This is a genomic window from Pseudomonas corni (assembly GCF_057128765.1).
In genome coordinates, this window is sequence record NZ_JBSKHW010000003.1 from 1 (window position 1) to 23,201 (window position 23,201).

20 protein-coding genes are annotated in these 23,201 nt (G+C 58.0%); 10 read left to right on the forward strand and 10 right to left on the reverse strand.

The window, feature by feature from the left end; all coding sequences use genetic code 11:
* Both ACWKV9_RS07180 and ACWKV9_RS07185 read left to right on the forward strand, forming a co-directional pair.
* A partial coding sequence (locus tag ACWKV9_RS07180) for a glycoside hydrolase family 19 protein (protein ID WP_483835401.1) occupies positions 1 to 2,188 on the forward strand: 2,188 nt, incomplete at its 5' end.
* Entirely contained in the window at positions 2,189 to 2,968 is a 780-nt protein-coding gene (locus ACWKV9_RS07185; RefSeq protein WP_483835402.1) for a hypothetical protein, read from the forward strand.
* A gap of 414 nt (positions 2,969 to 3,382) precedes the next feature.
* On the opposite strand, the gene ACWKV9_RS07190 is transcribed toward ACWKV9_RS07185, so the two are convergent.
* The 6 genes from ACWKV9_RS07190 to ACWKV9_RS07215 form a co-directional block, all read right to left on the reverse strand.
* Positions 3,383 to 4,102 carry an SDR family oxidoreductase gene (locus tag ACWKV9_RS07190; RefSeq protein WP_483835403.1) on the reverse strand — a complete coding sequence of 240 codons (720 nt, stop codon included), beginning with the start codon at positions 4,100 to 4,102 and terminating at the stop codon, positions 3,383 to 3,385.
* 6 nt (positions 4,103 to 4,108) lie between these two features.
* Positions 4,109 to 4,675: a phosphoheptose isomerase family protein gene (locus ACWKV9_RS07195; RefSeq protein ID WP_483835404.1), complete on the reverse strand. Its 567-nt coding sequence runs from the start codon at positions 4,673 to 4,675 to the stop codon at positions 4,109 to 4,111.
* 1 nt (position 4,676) lies between these two features.
* A complete protein-coding gene (locus ACWKV9_RS07200) occupies positions 4,677 to 5,657 on the reverse strand; it encodes a sugar-binding transcriptional regulator (protein ID WP_483835405.1) in 981 nt (326 codons plus the stop codon).
* A 36-nt stretch (positions 5,658 to 5,693) separates the two neighbouring features.
* Entirely contained in the window at positions 5,694 to 6,557 is an 864-nt protein-coding gene (locus ACWKV9_RS07205) for a carbohydrate ABC transporter permease (RefSeq protein ID WP_483835406.1), read from the reverse strand.
* Position 6,558: 1 nt separating this feature from the next.
* The gene (locus ACWKV9_RS07210; RefSeq protein WP_483835407.1) at positions 6,559 to 7,464 is read right to left on the reverse strand and encodes a carbohydrate ABC transporter permease; all 906 of its coding nucleotides are present in this window, start codon (positions 7,462 to 7,464) and stop codon (positions 6,559 to 6,561) included.
* A gap of 209 nt (positions 7,465 to 7,673) precedes the next feature.
* Positions 7,674 to 9,029, reverse strand: coding sequence for an ABC transporter substrate-binding protein (locus ACWKV9_RS07215; RefSeq protein ID WP_483835408.1), 1,356 nt, complete (start codon positions 9,027 to 9,029; stop codon positions 7,674 to 7,676).
* A gap of 214 nt (positions 9,030 to 9,243) precedes the next feature.
* Between ACWKV9_RS07215 and ACWKV9_RS07220 the strand changes: the two genes are divergently transcribed.
* The 6 genes from ACWKV9_RS07220 (at position 9,244) to ACWKV9_RS07245 (ending at position 16,149) form a co-directional block, all read left to right on the forward strand.
* The gene (locus ACWKV9_RS07220) at positions 9,244 to 10,374 is read left to right on the forward strand and encodes an ABC transporter ATP-binding protein (RefSeq protein ID WP_483835409.1); all 1,131 of its coding nucleotides are present in this window, start codon (positions 9,244 to 9,246) and stop codon (positions 10,372 to 10,374) included.
* Between the two features lie 155 nt (positions 10,375 to 10,529).
* Positions 10,530 to 11,576 carry a class I SAM-dependent methyltransferase gene (locus ACWKV9_RS07225; RefSeq protein WP_483835410.1) on the forward strand — a complete coding sequence of 349 codons (1,047 nt, stop codon included), beginning with the start codon at positions 10,530 to 10,532 and terminating at the stop codon, positions 11,574 to 11,576.
* Between the two features lie 327 nt (positions 11,577 to 11,903).
* Positions 11,904 to 14,099 carry a TonB-dependent receptor gene (locus ACWKV9_RS07230; RefSeq protein WP_483835411.1) on the forward strand — a complete coding sequence of 732 codons (2,196 nt, stop codon included), beginning with the start codon at positions 11,904 to 11,906 and terminating at the stop codon, positions 14,097 to 14,099.
* A gap of 251 nt (positions 14,100 to 14,350) precedes the next feature.
* Positions 14,351 to 15,190: a glutathione-dependent disulfide-bond oxidoreductase gene (gene yghU / locus ACWKV9_RS07235; protein WP_483835412.1), complete on the forward strand. Its 840-nt coding sequence runs from the start codon at positions 14,351 to 14,353 to the stop codon at positions 15,188 to 15,190.
* A 121-nt stretch (positions 15,191 to 15,311) separates the two neighbouring features.
* Complete coding sequence (locus ACWKV9_RS07240; RefSeq protein ID WP_483835413.1) at positions 15,312 to 15,692, forward strand: RidA family protein; 381 nt, start codon at positions 15,312 to 15,314, stop codon at positions 15,690 to 15,692.
* A 64-nt stretch (positions 15,693 to 15,756) separates the two neighbouring features.
* Positions 15,757 to 16,149, forward strand: a complete 393-nt coding sequence (locus ACWKV9_RS07245) for an ester cyclase (RefSeq protein WP_483835414.1) — start codon at positions 15,757 to 15,759, stop codon at positions 16,147 to 16,149.
* A gap of 18 nt (positions 16,150 to 16,167) precedes the next feature.
* Here ACWKV9_RS07245 and ACWKV9_RS07250 read toward each other — a convergent pair whose 3' ends face one another.
* On the reverse strand, positions 16,168 to 16,392 hold the full coding sequence (locus tag ACWKV9_RS07250; RefSeq protein ID WP_483835699.1) for a DUF6555 family protein: 225 nt from the start codon (positions 16,390 to 16,392) through the stop codon (positions 16,168 to 16,170).
* Between the two features lie 557 nt (positions 16,393 to 16,949).
* Between ACWKV9_RS07250 and ACWKV9_RS07255 the strand changes: the two genes are divergently transcribed.
* Positions 16,950 to 17,273: a helix-turn-helix domain-containing protein gene (locus ACWKV9_RS07255; protein ID WP_483835415.1), complete on the forward strand. Its 324-nt coding sequence runs from the start codon at positions 16,950 to 16,952 to the stop codon at positions 17,271 to 17,273.
* Positions 17,274 to 17,498: 225 nt separating this feature from the next.
* Here the strand turns inward: ACWKV9_RS07255 and ACWKV9_RS07260 are convergent, their stop codons facing one another.
* Positions 17,499 to 18,800, reverse strand: coding sequence for an Nramp family divalent metal transporter (locus tag ACWKV9_RS07260; RefSeq protein WP_483835416.1), 1,302 nt, complete (start codon positions 18,798 to 18,800; stop codon positions 17,499 to 17,501).
* Positions 18,801 to 19,146: 346 nt separating this feature from the next.
* On the opposite strand from ACWKV9_RS07260, the gene ACWKV9_RS07265 reads away from it, so the two are divergent.
* On the forward strand, positions 19,147 to 20,139 hold the full coding sequence (locus ACWKV9_RS07265) for an MBL fold metallo-hydrolase (protein ID WP_483835417.1): 993 nt from the start codon (positions 19,147 to 19,149) through the stop codon (positions 20,137 to 20,139).
* A gap of 274 nt (positions 20,140 to 20,413) precedes the next feature.
* Here ACWKV9_RS07265 and ACWKV9_RS07270 read toward each other — a convergent pair whose 3' ends face one another.
* Positions 20,414 to 21,832 (reverse strand): alginate export family protein, encoded by a 1,419-nt coding sequence (locus ACWKV9_RS07270; protein ID WP_483835418.1) that lies wholly within the window; start codon positions 21,830 to 21,832, stop codon positions 20,414 to 20,416.
* 25 nt (positions 21,833 to 21,857) lie between these two features.
* The gene (locus ACWKV9_RS07275) at positions 21,858 to 22,757 is read right to left on the reverse strand and encodes a glyoxalase (RefSeq protein WP_483835419.1); all 900 of its coding nucleotides are present in this window, start codon (positions 22,755 to 22,757) and stop codon (positions 21,858 to 21,860) included.
* Positions 22,758 to 23,201: the final 444 nt, after the last annotated feature.

Here is a 23,201-nt window from a genome sequence, read left to right on the forward strand (position 1 = left end):
CATACCACCGAGCCTGATCGTCTACAGCCTGTACATGCACCTGCAGGATTGGGCCGTTTATCAAGATAACCCGGAGATAGCGCGTCCCGGATTCTGGCCCGAGGGTGTGACGCGGCAGGTCAAGGCGAAGGTCAACGATGTCGATCTCGACAATCTCAATGACCGCGGCTTGAACATTCGCAATCTGGCGCACAAAGGCAAGATCAGTGGCTTTCTGCCACGGGGCGCGAAGGTAACCGTCAGCGGCAAAGGTGACTTCCGCAGGCTTGAAAACAACCTCGGCCCGGACAAACTCAAAAACACCGACGGCTCGTTAAAGGGCTATGTCGCCGTCAGTCATCTGCACCCCATCAACACGGGCGAATACCGCGTCGTCACGCAAAGCGGCCCACTGACCGTGCGCGCAGAAGCGAATCGGCAGAGTCCTTCGATTGGTGCGCTACAGCAAGGCACCGAGGTGAAAGTCAGCGGCGAAGGCGACTACCGCAAGCTGGAACTCGTCAATCAGTACGTGCATTTTGACTCTCTTGAAGGCGTGCCGGAGCCGTTGGTGCAAGATCGGGTGGTCGTGCTTGATCAGCCGGTGCCGATCAAGGCCGGGGACCTGATCGGCCACATCGGCTTGTATCAGGACAGCCACGACGACCCGGAAAGACGCCTGCATCTGGAAGTGTTCAGCGGCGACCGCCTGAAACCCTTCATCGAAGCCAGCCGCGCCTGGGCGCAGCGCCTACCTGCTTCCAGCAGGACCTGGCTGAAGCTGGTCAAAGGCACCCCGGTAGTGGCCCATCAAGAGGGGTTCAGTGACAAACAGCCACCGACGTTGAAAGCGGATTACACCCTGAGTGACGCTGATCTGCTGTTGCCCAAAAGCTTGCTCGATGGCTTGTCCGCGGCCAAGAAAATCAAAGTCGCCGCCGCCAGCGGACGCGCCGCCTGTATCTGGTACCGGATTGAGGGTCTGCTGCATGACGCCGAGCAGACGCTGCTCGACGGCTGGGTGTGTGAGGAGGTCGGCGTCACCCCCTGGGTCAGCCCCTGGTCGTGGGAAAACTATGACCTCATTTACAACAACGACGGTCCGCGACATTTGCTGACGTCGTATCTGCGGGCAACCGGCCAGTTCAATGACGCCCAACTCGAACGCTGGGGCCCCGTCGCTGACATGGCCGACACCGGCCCGCTGAAAAGTCGCCTCTTCGACATCCTCGACCGCAACCGTGACGGCGCCATCACCGCCAAAGAAATCCAGACCGCGATCAGCCTGCCCGCTCACGCGCAATCTATCGCGCAACTGATCATCTACGCCGAAAGCGAGTGGTGTTACACCCAACACAAATGGGACAGCCTCGACGAACCGTCCGGCCACACCTCATCAACGCCGCACCTGAACTGGTTCTCGGAGAAAGAGCGGATCAGGGAAATCAGCTGGTGGGGGGATGTGGCAGAAAAGCTAGGGTTAAGGGCGGATGGGAAGGTGTACCACTTTCATCCGGTGGGGTTGGTGGGAGCCTTCAAAAATAAAGAAAGAAGGATCAGTGTTGAGCTTTTAGAGAAGGTTACCGGTAAGTCAGGTGACTGGTTTACAGGTAAAGGAGGGGGCCGTAGATTCGCCAATGAGTTCGCAGAGAAATACCCGAATATATACAACTATGATAAGTTCGCATTTGTTGAGCAGCTAAACAACGCCCTCGACAGGTACGCAATACGAACCCCTTATCAGCAAGCGCATTTTATCGCTCAGTGTTTTCATGAGTCTGCTGCATTTGAGACTACTGTGGAATTTGGGTCGGGTGCGCAATACGATCCGGGGCGACATGCAGGTGCCATAGCTAACGGAAATACTGAGCAAGGAGACGGCGCTAAATACAAAGGCAAGGGACTAATACAGCTAACTTGGAAAAATAATTACTTTTCCTACTCCAAGTACCGAGGAGTTGACTTCGTCAAGTTTCCCGATGCTATTGCTGCTGATATGTTCAATGCCATAGATGTTTCGTGTTGGTATTGGCGTCACAATGGGGCCATAAGTAGAAAATATAACTCCCTTGGCGACATAAATGTTCTGATTGATAACGAGCCGTCTAATGTCAAGCTCGTAACCCTGGCAGTCAATGGAGGAGATAATGGTCTTCACGAGCGAGAGTCTGTGTACGACGCTCTGCGGAGAGAATGGGGGCTTGTATAAGTGAATACTGCCAATCGACTGCTCGCAGTTGCTTTGTTTTTTTTTAGTTGTTCGGAGTCAGCTCCAGCAACACAAAAGCTACCGTCTGTAATGTTAAAGGTGGATAGTAGCAACCCGCTTGAAGTGTCGGCCTCGGTGCAAGGGAAATCATATATGCTTTCTCTTCCTGTTGACTTCATGTCTCAGGTCTACGGGCTTTACAGTGATGTGTACGTAGATGACTTGAACGGCGATGGTAAGTGGGAGTTGGTGTTTGATCTAATTGGAAATGATGTAAATCACTGCTTCAAAGTTCTGCATTATAATGAGGATGATCGTTCGTTTTCAGAGTGGCTGTTTAAGGGGCTGGGTTTATGTAATCCCATAAGAAGAGGACGCTTCCTCATAAGTTCTTATCGAGAAGGGGCGAGTTGGACTGAAGATGTTTACGCTATGAAAAATGGCAAGCCTGAGATCCATATTACCGACCGCTGCGTAGGGTGTTATGAGGTCCGGCGGAAGATTTACATCCCAGGAAAACAGCCTGTAAAAGTGCTTGTATCAAACGATATTGAATTTGAGAGGCGTATCTCATTAAAGGCGAGTGTAACTTCGCTTCGCGCAAGGATATTTTCTTTTCCTGATTCAGGTTGGCCAACAGAAAAATATTTGATTCGGGGTGATGAAATTACGCTCGTCGATTTCGACAAGTCCAAAGATGGCCAAGACTGGGCTGAGTTCAATTTTATTGGTGATAATGTCAAAACTGACGGTTGGTTGAAGTACAGCGATTTGGAGTAGTGTGATTTTCATAAATCTGGATTTCAATACTGCCACATCTGGCGGCAATAAATTTAGTATCGGAAGTTTTGCAGGTAAGCATATTTAAGGGTATGACGGAGTCTTATGCATTAATCGATGTGCAATTGAACGAGTAGTATCGGCAAATGACAAAAAATTCAAGATTTTTATAGGAAATTGCTATTTGATTGAGCGCGATTGTCGATAAATATTGTGAGCTTACTTTTGCTCGATTTAAAAAGTCTCGGGAACACTGCCTTGCGTGACTCATGCTCAAAAATATGGAGTCTTAAATCAGTTCGGATTTACTGCAGGACCTTTATCATTCGCAGTAGTCATCCAGGTCGCGGGTTAAGTCATACCATCTCGCGAACAAGTTCGCTCCTACGTATACCCTGTGGCGAGAGAACCACTTCACCCCGCACTAAACCCCCCATCTACCGTCAGTGTAGTGCCGTGAATCATCGCCGCGTCGTCGCTCAACAAAAACGCAATCGCTGCCGCCACTTCGCCGGGTTGGGCGAAGCGGCCGAGGGGGATGCGAGCCAGCATCGGGGCGGCTTTGGCGGGGTCGCTCCAGGCTTTGTCGGCCATGGGCGTGAGGGTGACGATGGGGTTGACGCTGTTGACACGGATGCGGTGGGGGCCGAGTTCCAGGGCCATGACCTGGGTGATTGCGTCGAGCGCGGCTTTGGATGCGCAGTAGGCCACATGGTCACGGGTGGCGACTTTGGCGGCCAGACTGGAGACGTTCACAATCGCGCCTGGCTGGCCGCGTCGCACCAGATCCTGCGCCACCAGTTGCGCAACCAGCAACGGTGCGCGGGTATTGATGGCCAGGGTGCGATCGAATGTTTCCATGCTGGTTTCCAGCACCGATTCAAGCTCGACGATGCCCGCGCAGTTGACCAGCAGGTCGATTGGCAATACCGACGTGACGGCAGTGCGGGTGGCATCGATATCAGCCAGATCGACCATCAGGGGATTGTCGCTGTAACTCAGGTCGGCAGCGGTACGGCCCAGCGCAATGACATCGGCGCCGAAGCGGGTGAGCAGTTGTGCGGTTTCGCGACCGATGCCTTTTCCGGCCCCGGTGACCAATACGCGTTTGCCGCTGAAATCATGCACCGCCATCAGCAGTCACTCCAGGTTGGTGTGCCGGGCGCGCATGGCCTCGGCGCTGATGCCCAATCGCTCGCGCAGGCGCAGCAATAGGATTTCGAACAGCACGTATTGCGCGCCCTCATAAGCGCTGCCCATCGACAGCACTGTGCTGGCGGCGGGGCCGGTGTCGTTGAGCATGGTTTGCGCGGGGAGCGTCAGCACCAGATCGGCAAAAATCGTCGCTGCGCCATCAGGCTTGGCGGTGATGACTGCAACTTGAGCGCCAGCGGCTTTGGCCGTGCAGATCAACGCCGACACCGTCGAGAAATCCCCCGGCCCGGCGCTGGTCACGAACAGATCACCCGCTGCCAGCGGTGGGGTGCTCATGTCGCCCACCGGGTGCGCGTCGAGCCCTGCGTGATAGAGGCGCATGGTCAGCGCACGCATCATCAGGCCTTCGCGGCCGACTCCATACAGCGCAATGCGCCGGGCAGCGATCAAGGCGTCCACCAATGCGTTGACCTGGGTTTCATCGACGCGCGCAAACGTGGCGGCAATCTCGTCACAGGTCTGTTTCGCCAGTTGTGCGACAGATAAAGACATCTTAGATCCCCCGTTCATACAGTTGCTGGGCGGTGGCCTCATCGATCACCAGTTCATGCACGAAATTGCGCAGCAGCACGGCGCGAATGATCTCGGCCTTGTACGGGCCGCCTGAAACCAACACGACTTTCTTGATGCGTTTGAGATCGTTCAGCTCAAGGGAAATGGCCCGGTGATTGAGCGGGTGATTGACCTCCACGCCGTCGCGGTCGAGCCAGCGGCCCAACAGGTCACCCACGGCGCCCGCGGCCTTGAGGCTCTGCCGGTCTGCCGGGCTGACCATCCCCAGCTCGAAGATCAGCGAGCGCTCGGTCAGATCGCCCACGGTAACCAGCGCCAGATCGGCTTTTTTGGCTTTGCCCAGCACATCCTGCACCGTGGGTTCGGCGAGGATCATGTCGCGATACTGGGCGGAAGGGGCATAAATGGGCGCTGCCAGGTAGAAGTGCGAACCGCCGAACAGACCGGCGAAACTTGACGCGATCTCCACCGTATTGTTCGCCGAGCCGTAATGCATGCCCCCCAGAAGCGACACCACGGTCATGTTCTGCAGCGCGCGGCTTTGGGTTTCCAACACTGCCTGGCGCAAGGTGCGGCCCCAGCCGACGGCGACGATGCAGCCGTCGAACAGTTGCTCGTGAATGGTGGGTGCCACGCCGACACCCAGCACCCGGAAAATCAGCCGCGGGTCGTCCGGCGTTGGCACCACTGTTACGCGATCCAGGGCGAACAGTTCCTGCAGGCCGTGCTCCAGCTCAATGCAGGAGGTAAGTTTGGAGTTGATGCGGATCTGCACGATGCCGGTTTCACGGCTGCTGGCCAGCGCTTTGTTAACCCGCAATCGGGTGATGCCCAGGCGGTCGGCGATCTGCTGTTGGGTCATGCTGTTGACGTAGTAATACCAGGCGATGCGGACCGTCAGTTGGTGCTCCGCGGTCAGTCGTTCGTCATCGGCTTCAAGCTCTGGATGAAGGTCTTGCACGGTCTTTTTCCTTCACATTCATTGGCTTGCGCGGGTCTACTTCACCGCGCCCATGGTCAGACCTTGTACCAGATGCTTGGAAACCATCAACGCAAAAATAATCACCGGGAACACAATCAGCGTGCCAGTGGCCATGATCTCGCCCCAGGGCAGGTCGTAACCGCTCATGAAACTGGTGGCTGTCACGGGGGCGGTGCGCGCGACGTTGCGGGTCAACACCAGCGCATAGAGCAGTTCGTTCCACGAAAAGATGAATGAGAAAATCGCCGACACCGCGACCCCTGGCATCGCCAAGGGCAGGGCGATGCGCCAGAAAATCGTGAAGCGCGAAGCCCCGGAAAGCCGCGCCGCTTCGTCGAGGTCTTTGGGGACACCGCGAAACTGGTCAGTGCAAATCCACACCACGATGGGCAGGTTGAAGGTGAGGTACACCAGAATCAGCACCAGGCGCGTGTCGATCAAACCCAGGGTGCGGGCCATCAGGAAGATCGGCAGCGCGACGACAATCGGGCTAAGCATGCGGTTGGTGATGAACCAGAACCACAAATCTTCCTTGCCCTTGAACTCGAAGCGCGCCAACGCGTAGGCCGCCGGAGTGCCCAGCCCGACCGCAAGCGCCGTGGTAGACGCAGCGACGATCAGCGAGTTGCCGAGGCTGGACAGCACGTCACGGTTGAACAGTACCTGTACGTAGTTATCCAGATGGGGCGTGAACAACCAGATCGGCGGTGAAGCCAGGGCTTCGGCCTGGGTTTTCAGGCTGGTGGCGACCATCCAGTAGAACGGAAACACTGCGAACAGAAAGATCGCCAACAAGCCGACCAGATGCCAACCGTTGACTCTGCGGCGCCGCTTAACGATGACCGGCGTGGCGGCGGAAGTGACGCTCGGAGTGGCCATGTCAGATTTCCTTGTAAACGAATTTGATGTACAGCCGCGCCAGCACGATGGTCAGGATCAGCAGCAGGATGGCCTGAGCCGAAGCCACGCCCTGGTCGAACACGCGAAAGCCGATGCGCTGGATGTAGACGCTGACGAACTCAGTGGCAGCGCCCGGTCCGCCGCGGGTCATGGTGAACACGGTGTCGAACATCTTGAGCACGTCGGCGGTGCGCAGGATCAGAATCACTGTGACGCTTGGCAGCAGAAACGGCAGCTGCACATGGCGAATGATCTGCCAGCGGCTGCGGGTTTCAAGGCGCGCGGCTTCTTCGATTTCGGTGGGCACCATCGTCAGCCCCGCGAGCAACACCAGCGCGCAGAAGGGCGTCCACTGCCAGATGTCCATCAACGCCACGGCAATGAATGCGTTGGTGGTTTCGCCCAGCCATTCCACCGGGCCTGCATTGACCAGCGCGAGCAGGGCATTGGCGACGCCGAAGTCGCGGTTGAAGATCAACCGGCCAATCAAGCCCGCCACGGCAGGCGCGGTGGCCAGTGGCACCACCAGCGCCATCCGCGCCAGCAATTTGAAGCCGGACAGGCCCGGCTTATGCAGCATCAGCGCGATGATCAGCCCCAGCATCAGCTGGATCGGCACCACGCCGGCCAGAAACAGAAACGTGCGGCCCAACGAGGCCCAGAACGAAGGGTCGTTGAACACGCTGATGTAGTTGTCGAAACCAATGAATGGCGTGGCATCCCGAGGCCGTGCCAGGTTGTACTGGCGAAACGAATTGACCAGCGCGAACACCGTTGGAAAGATCCCGATCAGCGCCAGCGCAACGGTGGCCGGCGCGAGAAAGGCGAAGGCGACACGGGTGTTGTTCCACAGGGTGGGGAACACCGGTTTTTTGGGGGTGGACATGGTGGTCTGTCTCTTTTCAACGCAATGATAAACCGCTCGATTTCGGTGACCGGCACTATCTTGGGCCCCACAACTGTGGGAGCGGACCTGTCCGCGAAAGCTGTCTGTCAGGCGCCAGATATTTACTGAACACACCGGCCTTTTCGCGGACAGGTCCGCTCCCACGATCCGCCGTTTTATCAACGACGGCGTGGGGTTTAGATGGGGATCTACTTCAGCAACTTGGCCTTGCCGTCGTAGTAACCCGCTTTGCCCAGGATCTCCTCAACCCGTCCACCGATGGTCTTGGCCCCGGCTTCTACAGTGGTTTTGCCGAGCATGATCGCAGTGCCGTTTTCGCCCACTACTTCTGAAATTTCCGGCCATTGCGGGAACCGCGGACGGTAGTCAGGTACACCGCCGTCCCATGAAGTGACCATCGGCTGCACGAACGGGTACTTCTTCTGCACGTCCGCATCTTTGTAGACCGAAGTGCGACCACTCACGCCGCCAGCGTCCAGATACGTCTTGGCCATGGCTTCCGACGTCACCCACTGAATGAACAGCCACGCAGCGGCTTTTTTCTCATCCGTCGCGCTCGCATTGACGCCCAGCGAGAAACCGCCAAGGGCCGGTTTCAGCCCGGCAGGCCCTTTGGGCTCGGTGGCGACGGCCAGGCAATCGGTTATTTTCGATTTCTTCGGATCCGCCAGGGTGCTGTAGAACGCCGACCACTCGGTGATCATCGCCACGTTGCCCTGAGCCAGCGCGTTGACCGCTTCGTTGTGGTCGTAATCGACGATGCCCGGTGGCATGAACTTCATCAGGTCCTGACGGAATTTCAGCCCGGTCTGGGATTCCTTGGAATTGAGGTTGGACTTGAATTTGTCATCCAGCAACGAGCCGCCGAATGGCCAGAGGAAACGCATGAAGCTGTCGGCTGACTGGGTTTCGCCGCGCCGTGATTGCAACGCGTAGGCGTATTTGCCTTTGGCGGCATCGGTGAGCTTTGGCGCGTAGACGTTGAGGAGTTCGTCCCATGTGGCGGGCGGTTTGTCAAAGCCGGCGTCCTTGAGCGTGCACTTGTTGTAGAACAGCAGTCCTGAATAGTTATCGAACGGCAGCCCGTAAACCTGTTTGTCCCAGGTGCCAAAAGACTCCAGCAGAATCGGGAAGAAACCGTCGAGCTTGAGGTCCGGATCGGCCAGTTTCTTGTCGTCGGTGAAGGTTTTGATCGGTTCCAGCCAGCCATTGCCGGCAAACTCGCCCACCCACACCACGTCTGTCAGCACCACGTCTTGTTCTTCACCGGAGGTAAACGTCAGCACCTGACGCTCGCGGCTGTTTTCGTAGGGAATGGTTTCGTAACTGACTTTGATCCCGGTGCGTTTTTCAAAATCCGGGAGCATTTTGATGGCGGCGGCATAGCCCGGCCGATCAAGGAAAATAGCCTTGATGGTGGTGCCTTTGTAGGGCGCTGCGGCTTCTTCCAGGGTCCACGCTTGCGCAGCCCCTGAAGTGAACGCTGCCCCGGAGCCGAGGGCAACCGACAAGGCAAGCGCGTTCCATACCAGCTTCTTCTTCATTACGTGACCTCATTTGTTTTTGTTGGCGAGGAGTACGTCGTTTCGGCGCGTTGGATGTGCGCCTTGACATTTGTAATTCTTGAATTACAAATGATCGTAGAGCGAAAACGCTGACTGTCAAGCGTCACATGTCCTACTGTATTTGCACTCGTCACCCACATCCGGAACACCCCGTTGCTCCGGAACGCACAACAATAATCAAGGGGAAACGATTTTGACTGAGCTCAGATTGACCGGCGTCGAAAAGGCGTACGGCGACATCAAGGTGCTGCACGACATCCAGCTAGAGATCGAAAGCCGCGAGTTCGTGGTGTTCGTCGGGCCTTCGGGCTGCGGCAAGTCGACGCTGCTGCGCTCTATCGCCGGGCTGGAAAGCATTACCCAAGGGCAAATCCGCATCGGCTCGCGGGACGTGACCTACCTGGAGCCTGCCGATCGTGGTGTGGCCATGGTGTTTCAGTCCTACGCGCTGTACCCGCACATGTCGGTCTACGACAACATCGCCTTCGGCCTGAAGATGCAAAAGCTGCCCAAGGCCGAGATCGAGGCCAAGGTGCGCAACGCCGCACGTATTCTGCAGCTTGAGCCGTTGCTCGACCGTAAGCCCAAGGCCTTGTCTGGCGGCCAGCGTCAGCGGGTGGCGATTGGTCGGGCCATCGTCCACGAGCCGGAAGTTTTTCTGTTTGACGAACCGCTGTCCAACCTCGACGCCTCCCTGCGCGTGCAGATGCGCATCGAGATCGCCAAGCTGCATGCCGATCTGCAGGCGACGATGATTTACGTTACCCACGATCAGGTCGAGGCCATGACCCTGGCCGACAAGATCGTAGTGCTCAACAAAGGCCGGATCGAACAAGTGGGCTCGCCCCTAGAGCTGTATCACCACCCGCAGAACCGCTTTGTGGCCGGGTTTATCGGCTCGCCGCAGATGGGTTTTTTGCCCGTCCAGACCGTTGCAGTGGGGCCCGAGGGGGTACAAGTGAGTTTGCCGGGTGGCGAGCTGCTGTGGGTACCGGTCAAATCCGATGGCATCGCGGTTGGCACGCCGCTGACTCTGGGCTTGCGTCCCGAGCATCTGTCGGAACTGGGCCACGGCGAGGCGCGCATTCCGGCCAAAGCACTGGTCGTCGAGCATCTGGGCGGCGAAACCTTCACCCACGCGCAGACGGCCGAAGGGCATAACGTGATGGTCAAAGGCGAAGGGCATTCGCAAGTGAAGGCAGGGCAGACACTGGAGATCGGTGTGTCTGGCGCGCGATGCCATTTGTTCGATGAGCATGGCGCAGCGCTCCCCCACCTCACGCACTACAGTGCGGTGCCTTTCCAGGCGCGTGCGGCGGGCTGAAACCGACGCCGGGCACACATTTTCTCCGGCGCAGTACTAGACTTTTACAGTTCCCCAGGCTGGGGAGCTGATCAATGATCGATCTGACCACCGCCTACAGGTAGTGGGTTCGAGATGCCCTTGCGGACGGTGGCCTTCTGACAGGAGGACACGTAATGGACGAGGCCAGACTCAATCAATTCGTCGGCAAACTGGTTTCCGACGTCGGCGCCGCAGCGATGCTCGCCAACATCATCATCGGCGAGGAGACCGGTCTCTACCGGGCCATGGCCGATGGCAAACCCCTCACCCCGCAAGCGCTGGCTGACAAGACGGGCTGCAATGCGCGGCTGGTGCGTGAGTGGTTGAGTGCCAACGCGGCATCCGGCTACGTCGAACATCGGGATGGGCACTTCAGACTGCCGGAAGAGCACGCGCTGGCGCTGGCAGTGGAGGATTCCCCCGTGTACATCGCGGGCGGTGCCGGGCTGGTGGCGTCGCTGTTTCTCGACAAGGACAAACTGGTGGCCGCCCTGCGCGGCGATGGCGCCTTGGCTTGGGGCGATCACCATCCGTGCATGTTCAGCGGGACCGAACGGTTTTTCCGGCCGGGCTATAAAAACTACCTGGTGGCTCAATGGTTGCCGGCACTGGAAGGCGTGGTGGAGAAGCTTAGCCGCGGCGCTTCGGTAGCCGATATAGGCTGCGGGCATGGGGCTTCTACGGTGGTGATGGCGCAGGCGTTTCCGGCCTCGCGCTTCATTGGTTTCGACTGCCACGCTCCCTCGATCGAGACGGCCAATCAACGGGCAAAAGAGGGCGGCGTCGCGGATCGGGTCAGCTTTGCCGAAGGCTCTGCGAAGGACTACCCAGGCAATGATTATGATCTGATCTGCTACTTCGATTGCCTGCACGACATGGGCGATCCGGTGGGTGCTGCGCAGCATGCCTATCGAACGCTCAAACCCGATGGCACCGTGCTGCTGGTGGAGCCATTCGCCAACGACACGCTGGATGAAAACATCACTCCGGTGGGACGGCTGTTCTACGCCGCCTCGACGCTGATCTGCACGCCTAACTCGCTGTCTCAGGAGGTCGGGCTGGGGCTGGGGGCTCAGGCGGGAGAAGGGCGATTGCGGGAAGTATTCAAACAGGCCGGGTTCAGGCATTTCCGTCGCGCGGCTGAAACGCCGTTCAACCTCATCCTTGAGGCGCGTAAATAGCAAATTGCATTCGCCATGGTCGCGCGACTCCTTGATACGAGGCTCGCTGCGAAGAGGGCGGTGTGCCCATTAGATATCTGGCTCGAGAGATGGCCTTCGCGGACAGGTCCGCTCCCACAATGAAGAGAGGCGCCACGCAGCCTGTAGGAGCGCGCTTGCCCGCGAATGCAGTTGTCAGCCCGACCACTGAAAATGAATGTGAAAATTTTGTTATCTGCTGATAACAATTTGCAATCACGACTGCTAGTATTTCCTACTTATGAATGAGTCGTATTGCCAGGGAGGCATTTCATTATCCCTATGATGCCCGCTTAGGTAACTCGCCCCATGGTCTTCCCATTTCCGTCTCGCCCCACTTTGCTTGCACTGTGCTGCTCCGTCAGCTTCATGGCCCACGCCGCCGATCCGGTGCTTGAACTCGGTGCTACCGACGTCAACGCCGATGCTGTCAAAACCAACTCCAACACCTTACCGGATGCCTATGCGGGCGGTCAGGTCGCGCGCGGCGGGCAAATGGGCGTGCTGGGGAATCAGGACAGCATGGACGTGCCGTTCGTGATGACCAGCTACACCTCCAAACTGATCGAAGATCAGCAGGCGGAAGACGTCGGCGATGTACTGCTCAATGACCCGTCGGTGCGACAGTCCTATGGTTTCGGCAACCAGGCTCAGGTGTTCGTGATTCGTGGTTTGCCGCTGTCTGGCGACGACATTTCCTATAACGGCCTTTATGGCGTGTTGCCGCGGCAGATTCTCTCCACCGACGCTATTGAGCGAGTCGAAGTGTTCAAGGGACCGAACGCCTTCATCAACGGCGTCAGCCCGACCGGCACGGGCTTGGGCGGCAGCGTCAACCTGCAACCTAAACGCGCCGGGGACGTGCCGACACGTCGCTATACCCAAGACATCAGTACTGATGGCCGTATCGGCGAACATTTGGACCTTGGTCAACGTTTCGGCGAAGGCAACCGCTTCGGCGCGCGGGTCAACCTCAGCCAGCGTGAAGGCGAGACCGCCGTTAACGATCAGGATCAGCGCAGCAAGCTGTTCGTCGCAGGGCTGGATTACCGTGGCGACAATTTCCGCGTGTCCACCGACTTTGGCTACCAGAAGCAACGCGTCAACCACCTGCGCAACACGGTTCAACTGGGCTCTGCGACCAGCATTCCTACAGCTCCCGACGCTGACCATAACTACGGTCAGGACTGGACCTACACCGAAACCGAAGACACCTTCGGCATGATGCGCGGTGACTACGACTTGAATGACAGCTGGACCGCCTACCTGGCAGGTGGCGTCAAGCACACCCGGGAGACGGGCATATATGGCACGCCTGCGCTGGCGGGTAACTCCGGGGCCGCGACCATAGGCGGTTCGGAAATTCCGCATAACGAAGACAACAACAGCTTTGCTGCGGGCCTCAATGGTCGCTTCCAGACGGGTCCGATCAGTCATCAGATCGCGATTGGCGCGACGACCATCTGGACCCAGCAAGAAAACGCCTACACCTTCTATAGCTCCACGGTCGGCAACACCAACATCTACAACTCATCGAATCTGCCAAAACCGACCGCAGTATCGATTACTGGCGGCGACATGGGCGATCCAGGCGTAACCGGTAAAACCCGCAACCGCAGTCTGGCGATTTCTGACACATTCGGGCTGTTCGACGATCGCCTCTTGCTGACTTACGGCGTGCGTCGTCAGCAACTGCGTGTTGAAAACTACACCTACGACGGCACCACATCGGGCGGCGCTCCTTACGGCAATAACGACGGCAGCCGCAGCTCAATTTACGACGAAGCAATCACCACGCCGGTTTACGGCATCGTCTACAAGCCGGTAGAGATGGTCTCCATATACGCCAACCGCATCGAAGGCCTCGCGCAAGGACCCGTGGCGGGAGGTTCAGGCGTCATAAACATCGGCGAAGCGTTTCCACCGGGTCGCACCAAGCAATTGGAGGCCGGGATCAAGCTGGACATGCAGACCTTCGGCGCCAATCTGGCCGTGTTTCGGATCGAGCGGCCTACCGACGGCTACGTCCAGGGCAACGTCTTTCTGCGTGACGGCAAACAGGTCAACAAGGGTCTTGAGCTGAGTATCTTCGGTGAGCCAATCGAGGGGTTGCGTCTGATGGCGGGCGGTACTCGCATGACGTCCGACCTGAAAAACACTGCCGGTGGCCTGAATGACGGCAACCACGCCATCGGTGTACCAACCTTCCAGCTCAACGCAAGTGCCGATTGGGACATCCCGGGCTTGGAAGGCGCAGCCTTGAACGCACGGATGCTGCGCACGGGTGGCCAATACGCCGATCAGGCCAACAACCTCAGTCTGCCGACCTGGAACCGATTCGATGCCGGTGCGCGCTACAAGATCAAGATGCAAGACAAAGACCTGACCTTGCGCGTGAACGTCGAAAACATCACCGATAAAAACTACTGGGCATCCGCAAACGGCGGCTACCTGACCCAGGGCGATCCACGTCTGGTGAAGTTCTCGGGCACGATAGATTTTTAACGCCTGCTCCCGTGGCTTAACCCACACCAAACCTGCCGACGCAATGTCGGCAGGCTTGCCTGCAGCTATTTCAAAACCCCTTCTTACGACCGCGACTTTCCTCCGACAATCCTGATGATCCAGTCGATGCTGACGGTGTTACCGTGTGCGACAGCTGAACCGAGCCCCTTGATGGCCGGTCCCATCCAGTCTCAGGCATTGTCTTTTAAGCGGTCCTGATGACCGCATCGACTCAGTACGAGGTTTGTCCCATGAGCAAAGCACCGTATGTTCCCCCCAAGGTCTGGGTTCACGAAGCGCCGTCTGGCGGCCAGTTCGCCAGTATCAATCGGCCCACTGCGGGGCCTACCCACGACAAAACATTGCCGGTGGGCAAGCAACCGTTGCAGCTTTACTCGCTGGCCACGCCCAACGGCGTGAAAGTCACCATCCTGCTTGAAGAACTACTAGCGCAGGGGCACACCGGCGCCGAATACGATGCCTGGCTGATCCGTATCAATGAGGGCGATCAGTTCTCCAGCGGCTTTGTCGATATCAATCCCAACTCCAAGATTCCTGCGCTGGTAGACCATAGTGTGGAGCCCGCCATTAGAGTATTTGAGTCGGGCTCGATCTTGCTGTATCTGGCCGAGAAATTCGGGGGCTTCCTTCCCGCTGATCCGGCCGGCCGGACCGAAACCCTCAACTGGCTATTCTGGCAAATGGGAGCGGCGCCTTATCTGGGCGGTGGCTTCGGACATTTCTTTGCGTACGCGCCGGAAAAGCTCGAGTACCCGATCAACCGATTCACCATGGAAGCCAAGCGTCAGCTGGACGTCCTCGACCGCCGTCTGAGCGAGAGCGCTTATCTGGCGGGCGACGAATACACCATCGCCGATATCGCTGTCTGGCCTTGGTACGGGCAACTGGTGCGCGGCAATCTGTATTCGGCGGCGGAGTTTCTTGCGGTGGATGAATACACCCATGTGCAGCGCTGGGCTGAGGAGATCGCTAAGCGTCCTGCGGTCATTCGTGGCGGGCGAGTCAATCGGACCTGGGGCGATGAAGCCAGTCAGGTGCCTGAGCGGCATGAGGCGGCGGACCTGGACTGAACGCCGGGTTGCATGGCCGCGATCGAGCCGGATAATTGCCTGGCGCCCTGAGCGACGTTCGGCGCGCCCGCCGTCGCGATGTGCGCTGACTGACGTTAATCACTTCTACCAAGAGAGCCCCATGGCTAACCACGACATCACGTTCACCCCCGACCCTGATTCGGACTCCATCTCCTCAGACGTCGCCGCTTTCGGCGGTCTGCTGGTCTCGACTCAAGTACCAACCCATGCCGATGGCAGTCTGGAACTGGGCGATATCACGCTGCAAAGCGAATGCACGTTGCAGGCTCTCAAACTGGCGCTGGAAAAGGCCGGAAGTTCCATGGACCGTGTGCTCCACTTGACCATATACCTGACCGATATGGCCGATCGCGCGGCTTTCAACGAGGTGTACAAACGCTTCTTCGCCAAACCGTGGCCAGTGCGCGCGGCTGTCGGTGTGGCCGCCTTGGCGGTTGAGGGTATGCGCGTTGAAGTGACAGCGATGGCGGCCAAAGCCTGACTTTTCCGTTGCACTTGGCGGCCAGCCAGGGCGGTTGCCGCCTGCCAACACAGGACAAATGCCAATGAACCAGCAAGCGCTGTGCGAACGTTATCGTGGCTACATCGATTGTCTCAATCGGCAGGATTGGGCCAGCTTGGGAGAGTTCGTTGATCACGACGTGCACTACAACGGCGAGCGAGTCGGGTTGTCCGGTTACAGGGAGATGTTGGAAGCTGATTTCCGGGCCATTCCGGATCTGCGTTTCGTCATCGATCTACTGATCGCCGATGACGCACAAGTTGCTGCCCGCTTGTTGTTCGACTGCACGCCGGTAGGGGAGCTTTTTGGCTTGCCGGTAAACGGTCAACGCGTCAGCTTCAGCGAAAACGTGTTTTATGCCTTTAAAGACGGCAGGGTTTGCACGGTGTGGTCGGTCATCGACAAGGCAGCGATCAGCGCGCAGCTGACCTGCTGAAGGCTGCCGCTGGGCTGATCACGCCGCGCTCCACTCGACGTTCGACAGCCCCAGGTCTTCGGCCTTCGGTTTGCTGAGCTTGGGGATCTTGTCGGAGCGAAACTTGGGAATCTGGCTGAAGCCTGCGTCGACCGATGCCCAGTGCCAGGCTTCGGAATTGTCCATCTCGGCGGCGCTGATATAAAACGTCTTATAGCTGCCGTGCAGCAGATAGTCGATTCTGAAATGCTTGTGTCCGGCCATCATCCTTTCTCCCAATCAGTGTGTCTTGAAAGAACAGATTGCGCGGCCAGCAAAAAATTCAGCGAATTGGCACTCAACGGCAGAGTTCTGTTCGCCACCGGGTACGTCCAGCGGTGTGAGCAGCGCTTGATTTTAGTGCGCACCGCACGTACGCCCGTCTGATTACGCGTTCAAAATCATTACATCCAGCGTATTTTCGGAATGGTGAAGCCCGTGGAGGGTATCGCTATGAGTACCGAAGCACGAATGATTGCCTGGTGTTCGGCCTGGACACTGGCTGATGGACTGGTTGTTTGTCTCTTTTGCAAGCACAGTCAGCCAATGACTCTGGCGGATGAGCCATTTCAACATGCACTTGCGTGCACGGCTTGTGCGCAAAGTGACACCTATCCCTGGGCAACCCTGCACGATATTCTCGATCGAGAGCGAGGCTAATTAACATCAATAATCCAAACGGATGGCTACGCCGTTAAATCCATCTGAGCGAGGCTTGTCTGAAAAAAACCATCTGCCTAAGCTTGTCGATTGATATTCTTAGTCCGATAGGCACGACAAGTATGGACACGTTCGGCAGTAGGTTGAGAGAAGAGCGTATCCGCAACAAAATGACTCAGACAGCACTTGCAGAGCTCGGCGGTGTTCAACCCAATGCCCAGGGGCATTATGAAAGCGGCCAGCGCATGCCCCGTGTTGACTACCTGCTTGCAACTGCAAGCGTCATTGACATTGGCTATTTGATTACCGGGCTGCGCAGCTCAGAGGTCTTCGGTGAGATGACTCGGGAAGAGCACGACATACTCGCCGCACTCCGAAAGATGCCGCCAGAAGACAGAGAAGCTGTTAGTCATTTATTAAGGTCGTTAGTTCGTCATAACTACTAAGTTATAAGTTCTGCAATGCACTTTCCGGAACTAAGCATGAAGTTCATGGCACATAAAACATCACATTATCCGCTTGTCTGTTGTTAACTTGGAACTACTTCATTCAAGTGGTGTTAAGCGGATAGGGCCTCGGCGTGCCGACCGCATCGGCAATGAAAAACGGGTGAGGACGTGATCAGTCCCCACCCGTTTTTGTATCGGCACCAGGCTATAAAAGCCTATGGCTTACGCCAGCATTTCAACACCCAACTGGAAGGCTACCCACAGCGCCAGGCCGGTGGCGAAGGCCAATGCTATGTTCTCGAACCAGTTATTGCGGTACTCCTTGCCCAGCAGTGATTTCTGGTTGGACATGATCAGCAGGCCCAGGGAGATAACCGGAAGCCCCACAATGTTCAGCGCGTTGACGCCGATGGTCAGCGTGACGAAGTCCGGCATGCCTGGCAGCGACCACACCAGCGGCGTCACCAGAATGAACAGCATGAACCACTTGTGCAGCGGGTCCTTGTGGAACTCCTTGCCATAACGCTCGCGGCGTTTGGGGCGGATGTGCTGGAAAGCATCGGTAATCAGCATAGGGAAGGCCGTGGTTTTGCCAGCAATACTGGCGAACAGGGTGGCGAACACGCCGATGAAGAACACGAACCAGCCCAGAGGCCCGAAGAACATTTCCATCGCCTTGCCCAGGTCGCTCAAGGTCTTGACCTCTACCCCGTTGGGACGAAGGATTTCGGCGCCCACTACCCAGATCGCCAGGTTGATGATGATCCCCACCATTACCGCAAAGAGCAGATCGTTGCGTTGCATGCGCTTGTGTTGCGGGCCGGTCCAGCCTTTCTCGCGCATCACGTAGGGGTGGACGAAGTTGGCGATGGAGCCTGCGACCGCGCCGATCACCGACACCGCGACCAGGACGGCGCCATGCACGCCCTCATCCGGAGGAATGCTGAAGCCGATAGTGCCTTTGAGAATCCCAAACACATCCGGGCTGGACATCAGCGCCAGTGCCAGGAAGGCCAGGGTCATGACCGCCAGCAGCACCTTCATCACGCCTTCGATCAGGCTGTAGATGTTGCGTCCTACCAGCAACCAGACCGCAATCACTACCACCAGCGAACACAGCAACGGCTGGTCGATGTGCAGCAGCATAGCGAGCGATTCACCGGCGCCTTTGATCATGTAGGCGTTGATCAGGTGGCCCATGAGCAGGGCGTAGCCAAACATGAACCAGGCAAACAGCGGATGAAGTTGGGCGTAACCCTGGAGGATGGTCATGCCCTGGTTATTGCACAGCTGGAACCGCGCGATGATATTGACGATCAGGAACCGGAGCAGCAATGACACCGCCAGCACCCACATCATCGCGTATCCATAGCTGGCACCTGCCACGGAGGAGGTGATGAGGTCGCCTGCGCCCAGCCATGAAAGGACCGCAATAATGCCCGGCCCCAGCAGCTTGCCCAGTTGGGCCAGGCGCGATGCTGGCTTCCCTGCAGTTTTTTCTTCGACTGAACTGCCAATCGCCATGAGCGAAACCCTCGTTGTTATTTTTAGTTGGAGGTCGCAAGTTGAGCACTGGGATATGATGTCGTACAACTGCAAAACGACTGGTAAAGTGTTTTCAGATGTTGCGAATACGAATCTTGCAGCTGACGCGACCCCCGGTAGGAGCGAACTTGTTCGCGAGACGGGCTGCCTGATACACCTCGCAGGCCTCTCGCCAACAAGTTGGGTCCTACAGAAAAGTCGCGCCGTTTGCGTCCTGTTATCTGCCCAAACAAGCACATCCCTTCAATCCCGATCGCCTTCACGCCGTCATCCTCTATCGGTCCGACAACGCTCTTGTTGTCCCAACCTTGATGTGAGGAAACCCATGCGCCCATCTCCTGCCGCCATCGCCAGCGGCCTGTGCCTGACACTGGCGATTTTTTCCCCCCTGGCCAGCGCCGAGCCTGTGCCGCAGCAAAAAACTCAGGCGCCGGGCTATTTCCGTCTCGCCGTCGGCGATTACGAAGTGACGGCCTTGTTCGACGGCTACAACGACCTGTCTCCTCATTTGCTCAAAGGTCTTAGCGACGAGCAGATCCGCGCGTTGCTGGCGCGTCGGGACCTCGATGCGCCCGGCATGCAAACTGCGTTCAACGCGTTTCTGATTAATACCGGCAAGCGGCTGATTCTGGTGGATACCGGGGCAGGGCAGTGTATCGGCGAAACGGCGGGTAACCTCTCGGCCAATATTCGGGCCGCAGGCTATGCGCCCGAACAGATCGATACGATCCTGCTCACCCATTTGCACCTGGATCACGTCTGCGGACTGGTCGATGCCAAGCACCAGGCGATCTTCGCCAATGCGACAGTGTATGCGTCCAAACCAGAGGCCAATTATTGGCTGGACCCTGACGCCATCGCCCGCGCACCTGCGGGTGGCAAGGAAGGCTTCAAGATCGCCCAGGAATCTACGGCAGCTTACATCGCAGCGGCGCGGTTCAAGACGTTCAACCCCGGAGAATCCCCGGTTGAGGGTGTGAAAACCGCGCTTGAATCAGGGCACACACCGGGCAGCACGACCTATCAATTCACCTCCAACGGCCAAAGCATTCTGTTCATGGGCGATCTGATTCACAGCCTGGCCGTGCAGTTCGAGCACCCGGAAGTCTCGATCAGTTTCGACTCCAACGCCAAGGCTGCAATTGCCAGTCGAGAGCAGGTGTTCAGCGCGTCTGCGGCGAGCAAAACCTGGGTGGCCGCGGCGCATCTGCCATTCCCCGGCATCGGCCACATCACCCGCGTGGACAAGCACTTCAACTGGATACCCGTCGAATACGGCCCGTATCAACGCGCTGCACATGTGCCGTTGCTTGAGTGATTGATTGAGTGTAAGCCTGACCTGGATTTCAGCCGCGCCGCACATTCATCGTGGGAGCGGACCTGTCCGCGAAGGCTATGCGTCAGGCGCTGAATGCGTTTCTGATTCACTGGCCCCATCGCGGACAGGTCCGCTCCCACGGGGTTTGTGCCTTAGCGAAATCCTGGCGCTGTTGAGGGTCACTGTAGGGGCGAACTTGTTCGCGAGACGATCAGCCTGACACACCGGGTATCCGTCTCGCCAACCAGTGGGCTCCTACAGCAATCTGCCGAAGCTACCAACTCATCTTCAGCTCGACACCCAGGTAATTGCTGTCATGCCCACCCGCATCGCGCAGGGTCTGGCCGATGTCGTAATGCACGGCTTCGATAGCGCCGGTCAGGTTGGAGGTGAAGGCGTAATCGGTGCGAATCTGGCCGTATGCGCCGGTCCAGCGGTCGCCTTGCCCGGCAGTTCCGGCAGCGGCGATGTTGGGCTGGGTATAAACGGCATCTTCAGTGGTCTGCCGCCACAGCAAACCCACGGCCGTCTGCACACTGAGTTTGGAGATGGGTTTGACGGTGATCGACGGCTTGATGTGGATCAGGTTGCTGTAGCCGGTGTAGCCTGCCAGGGAAAAGTAGTAGCCGTTGGGGAACAGCGGATTGAACGTGCCGACCGTGCCGTCGCCTGCACTGCGGTCACCCGAGGCAATGTCCATTTGCAAGCCGATGCGCGGGGTCCAGGTCGTCGTCTCGAACGTATAGCCCAAACGACTGCCGCCAGCCCAGGCGCGGATGTCTTTGCCTCCCACCGAGCCCCGTTGCAGCATGCCCTCGACGTCCCAGTCATAGCCCATTGCCGCGCCCCCCAGACGCGCATCGAAAATGTGCCGGGTTTCGTTGCCTTCGGCGTCCAGATAGTTTGCATCGTTGCGCTCATACAAGCCGTAATAGGCCGACAGCTCATTTTTTCCGGCAATCAACCGCTCGACTCGCAGCATGTGAAACCGCAGGTCCCCGTTGGATTTGTCGTCGAAATTTTTGTCATCAAGGTACTGCACCGGATGGCTGGCGATGCCGATGAAACGCCAGTTCTCGGTCTCCCAGTCCGCCCACAGCGCATCGAACGACTGCCGCACGTTCGGGCCGTCCCGTGAAGAAATAAAGCGCTGCAAGTCGAAGGCGAAATCCTGCCGGCCGACCCGGCTCTTGAACGTGCCGGCGTCGAACGTCTTGATGTATTCGAGAAAGGCCAGACGCAGATCGACGCGGTTCTGATCGGCACCACCGACAGAGGTTTTATCAAAAGCGCGAGCGTCTTCGAACTGGGTAAACAGCCGCCAGTTCTCGTTGAAATGCAGGTCCGCGTGCACCTGAAAGCGTTGAATCAGGTACGCATCCCGGGCCACGTCACGCAGGCCGAAGGCACTGGCGTCGTTCATTTCAAAACGTTCGCGCAAGGTCGCGCCAAGCGAGAGATAAGTGAACGGATTGTCGCTGGACAGCGAAATGTACTTGAGGCTGTCCAGCGGATTGGTACGCAGCGCCGGGTCCTTGAGCACCGACCAGTCTTCCTGCCAGCGGTTGGCTTTGATGGCTGGGCGGCTGGGCTGATCGTCGGCGTGAGCGCTGCTGCTCATGAGCGGTCCGAGCAACGGCCAGAGCAGGGCCATTGTCCACCCCTTCACACGTACCCGGTCGCGTCGGCTCATGGATGACTTCCCCCGTGGTCAGCGATCACTTGGCTGCAACCAGCTGGTGGATCTCCGCGACATAACCGCCGGGGAATTGCACCATGGCCGAACTGCGGCCCTTGCTGGTGAATGGCTGAACCAGCACCTTGGCGCCCGAGCCCGTTGCTTTGGCCAGGGTCTGTGTCAGGTCGGTGACTTCGTAGCCCGTGGTGTCATGGCCAAACGGGTAGGGCAGCTGACCGTTGGTGACCAGCACGGTCATGCGCCCGAACGTGGACTCGATGCTGACGCGACGATAGGTTTCACCGCTGCGGCCAATATCGATGCCGGGGGCGTGTTTGTCGTCTGCAACGACTTTGCCGTGGGAGAAGCCGACGAAGGATTTGATGAACGCGTCGGCACGGTCTGCCGAGACGTAAATGCGATTTTCCGGAACGCTCTTGAACGCGGCGTAATTGGGGGTCGTGGTGTGCCAGTAAAGCTGCATATTGATGCCGCCCGGCCACTGGACGACCACGTCACGACCGATGGGATCGGGGAAGTCGCTGACGATCACATCCGCGCCGTTTTGCCGGGCAGCTTTGATCGCAACGTCCATGTCCTTGACCAGATAACCGTTGCGCTCTTGTCCGAAGGGATGCGGAACCGGCGTCGTGAACCCAAACAGCGAGACCGTCCCAACCGGCGTTTGCAGCAGTTGCGACGTGGTGCTGCTGGGCACTGACAGGACGTTGACCACCACTTGCTTGGTGCTCTGCCCGCCGAAGGTGGCGATGAAGCTCTGAACGAAACCATCGACGTCGGCAGGGGCGACATAGACGTGGCTGGTGTCGTACTGCGGCGCGACTGCGACCATGGGTGACTGGGCAGCCTGAACGCTGCTCATCATCTGCGCGGCCAGCAAAGTGAGGGCCAGGGATGTCCCGATCAAACCGTTACGCATGCATACCTCCAACGCTCATGAACGACCCGTCATCGCCTTGAACTGACCGATGCAGTCAGCCCGTTGCACGGATGTCGACGGGATAGAAGCCGCGAGGTTAAGGGCGCACTGGCGCAAGGAATTGAACAGACGTGCTATTGAGTGCCGGATGCGCAGCTTGTCGCGCCCGAAACTGCAGGGACGTCAGCAGCGCCGCGAGTCCAATGTGGGAGCGGACCTGTCCGCGAATACTATTTATCCGACGCTGAAAACCCACCAGACGCACCGGCCCCTTCGCGAACAGGTCCGCTCCCACAGGATTTGTGCCCGGCTCAAATCTCAACAGCGCTGCGGATCTGTTGGAGCGAGGCTTGCCCGCGAAGCTAACACCTGGGCTCTAACTGACACTCCACGTCGCGAGCTTCGCCTGGGTTTCAACTGACACTCCACGGCTCCCTCCCGCAA